This window comes from Acidiphilium iwatense (assembly GCF_021556475.1).
Lineage (GTDB): Bacteria > Pseudomonadota > Alphaproteobacteria > Acetobacterales > Acetobacteraceae > Acidiphilium > Acidiphilium iwatense.
This window is the reverse complement of record NZ_JAKGBZ010000117.1, coordinates 1-2,599: the sequence shown is the minus strand read 5'-3', so window position 1 is coordinate 2,599 and position 2,599 is coordinate 1. Positions and strand designations below refer to the sequence as shown.

Below are 2,599 nucleotides of genomic sequence, written 5' to 3'. Positions count from 1 at the left end.
GTAAGCGCGCATTTCTCTGCACCAGCCTTGGGAGGGGGTCCTGTCCGTGCGGTGGAGCGCGACCGATAGGTCTGGGTCAGGCAGTGTTTTTAGTCTGGCCTGATTTGGCGAAGTTGAAGGGCAAGAGATCTTCGATGTCGGCGTCTGGCAGGCGCCGAGGCAGTTCGGTTAGCACATGGCGCAGCCAGGCATAGGGCTCGACGGAACAGGCGCGGCAGGTCAGCATCAAGCTGTAGACGACGGCGCTCGCCTTGGCGCCGGCGACGGTGTCGCTGAACAACCAGTTTTTTCTGCCTGTGCAAAAGGGTCTGATGTCGCGCTCGATGAGGTTGTTGTCGATCGGGGCGAGCCCGTCGCTGGCGTATCGCGTCAGATAGTCCCATTGATTGAGGGCATAGGAGATGGCCTTGCCGGTATAGCTTTGCGGCAGAACCTTCGGTGCCATGTCCTCGAGCCATTGTCTGAATGCGGCCAGGATCGGCACGCTGTGCCGCTGGCGCAGCCGCAAGGTGTATTCGGCGCGTGTTTCTCCGTCAGGCGGAGGCTGGCGCGCCAGGCTCTCGACCTCATACAGTTTCTTGAAGACGTTGAGCGCCTGGAGCGGCGGTCCGCCGGGCTTTTTCCTGGCCTTGAGTGCATCGGTGAACATCCTGCGCGCATGCACCATGCAGCCCAGATGGGTTGCCCCGTCCAGCGTGCGCCAGGCTTTATAGCCGTCGCTCATCAAAAGGCCGCGATAGCCGGGAAGGAAGGCTTGCGGATACTCCTGGCCGCGCCCGGGCTGATACTCGAACAGCACGACCGGCTGTTCGCTGTCCTGGCCGCTGCGATAGGCCCACATGAAGGACTTGTCCTTTGCGTCCCGGCCGTCTTCCTTGAGAACCTGAACAAAAGTCTCGTCGCCATGGATCAAGGGCTGAGAACGCAGCTTTTGCTTCAAGGCGTCATAGACGCGCTGCAGCTGCAGTTCGCACGAGCGGATCACCCAGTTGCCCAGAGTGCCGCGGCTGAGGCTGACGTTGGCGCGCGTCAGCGCGTCCGCCAGACGATAAAGCGGCATGCCGTCCCCATATTTGCTGGCCAGCACCAAGGCAAGCGTGGAGGGCGTGGCAACGCTGCCCGGCAAGGGCTGAGCCGGCATCGGCGCCACCACGACCGGGGTGTTCACCGCTGTGCGCTCGCAGTGCCGACAGGCATATTTGAACCGCACATGCCGCAGCACCTTCGCCTTCACTTCGATATGCAGTTGCTCGCTGGTAACCTCGCCCATCCGGTGCAGCCGGTTGCGGCAGCAGGGGCAGACCTTTTGATCCTCGGGCAGGTCATGCTCGACGCGCTCGCGCGGCAGATCCTCGGGCAGAGGCTTGCGGCCCCGCTTGCCAGGTTCCGGCGCCGGCGCCTCCGGCAACCCCGTGTCCGGAACGACCGCCTCGCTATCGATATCTTGCGCCACTTCAGCGGCTGCCTGCTCGGCTTCGTTGAAGACGCGCTCCTTGAGTTTTTCGCTTCGGGGCGCGTAACGGTGCAGCCGCTCCAGACGCAACTGTTCCTCGAGATCCAGCACGTGTTGCGTGAGCTTCTCGATCTCAGCCTTCAGCGCCGCGTTGGCCGCGACCAGCGCTTGCAGTTCCTCGATGGTGGGCGTGCGACGCATCGCATGCTTGAATCGAACCGGCGGCGCTTCGTCAATGGAGGCAGAGCGCAGGCACCATCAACCGACGCTGCGATAATGCCGCTCCGGATGCCGGCGAACCGCCTCGATGTCGATCCCCTCCAGCAGCCAGTGCAATTGCTCCGTCGTCAGCGTCAGCACCGGCAGTTGGCGCCGGGGCCAGTGGAACTTGTCCACCTCGAGGCGTTTCAACAGCATCAAAAATCCCGAGCGGTCATAAAACAAAAGCTTCATCCGGTCGCGGCGGCGATTGCAAAAGGCGAACACCGCACGCTCGAGAGGGTTCAGTCCCATCGACTGCTCGACCAAGATCGCCAGGCTGTTGATGCCTGCTCTGAAGTCGATCGGATCGCGATGCAGGTAGACCCGAAGATCAGGAGCCAGCCGGAACATCGCATCGGCCCAGCGCCTCGATCATCGCCGACAGCAACTGCGCGTCGCCGCCTTCCAGTTCAAGCCTCACTCCGTTCGGCATCGACACTTTCAACCGTGCCCGGGACGATCTTTGCCGGACAGGACCAACCGGCTCACCCTCTCGCCCGATCACGAGCCCGCCATGCACGGGAGACGACGTCATGACCGAAGTGGCCTCGACAACCGGAATGAAGGCTGCTGCCTCGTATCCCGCCACCTTGCGCGGCCCTTGCTCTTTCTCCCCTCGGCGCCTCCGCAGGGAGACCCAATTGCGCAGTTGGTTGGCGTTCACACCGTGTTCCAAGGCAAGCCTGGCAAGCGAAACGCCAGGTTCAAGGCAGGCATCGATCAACCGGTCCTTGTCTGCGGGATCAAATCGGCGCTTGCCGTTCCCAAGCACTTTGATGACCCGAAGCTTCCCGTCCATTCGCCTGTGTCCACTACCCGAAATAATGGACACAACCCGATCACACGCCCTCCCTCACGCCAAGGTGCCGAGAAATGCGCGCTTAC

The 2,599-nt window shown here is 62.4% G+C and carries 3 protein-coding genes; all 3 read right to left on the bottom strand.

The features are described 5' to 3' along the window. Positions 1-76: 76 nt before the first annotated feature. From tnpC to tnpA, 3 genes are read right to left on the bottom strand one after another with little or no spacing between them, the layout of a single operon-like run. On the bottom strand, positions 77-1,654 hold the full coding sequence (gene tnpC, locus L2A60_RS20225) for an IS66 family transposase (protein WP_235706258.1): 1,578 nt from the start codon (positions 1,652-1,654) through the stop codon (positions 77-79). A gap of 57 nt (positions 1,655-1,711) precedes the next feature. Further along, complete coding sequence (gene tnpB / locus L2A60_RS20220; protein WP_235706256.1) at positions 1,712-2,065, bottom strand: IS66 family insertion sequence element accessory protein TnpB; 354 nt, start codon at positions 2,063-2,065, stop codon at positions 1,712-1,714. Continuing rightward, positions 2,046-2,513: an IS66-like element accessory protein TnpA gene (tnpA, locus tag L2A60_RS20215; protein ID WP_235706255.1), complete on the bottom strand. Its 468-nt coding sequence runs from the start codon at positions 2,511-2,513 to the stop codon at positions 2,046-2,048. Before tnpA ends, tnpB begins: the two co-directional genes overlap by 20 nt. Positions 2,514-2,599: the final 86 nt, after the last annotated feature.

Coding starts and splice junctions, on each gene's coding strand:
- tnpC (WP_235706258.1), bottom strand. CDS start 1,654: ATGCGTCGCACGCCCACCATCGAGGAACTGCAAGCGCTGGTCGCGGCC.
- tnpB (WP_235706256.1), bottom strand. CDS start 2,065: ATGTTCCGGCTGGCTCCTGATCTTCGGGTCTACCTGCATCGCGATCCG.
- tnpA (WP_235706255.1), bottom strand. CDS start 2,513: ATGGACGGGAAGCTTCGGGTCATCAAAGTGCTTGGGAACGGCAAGCGC.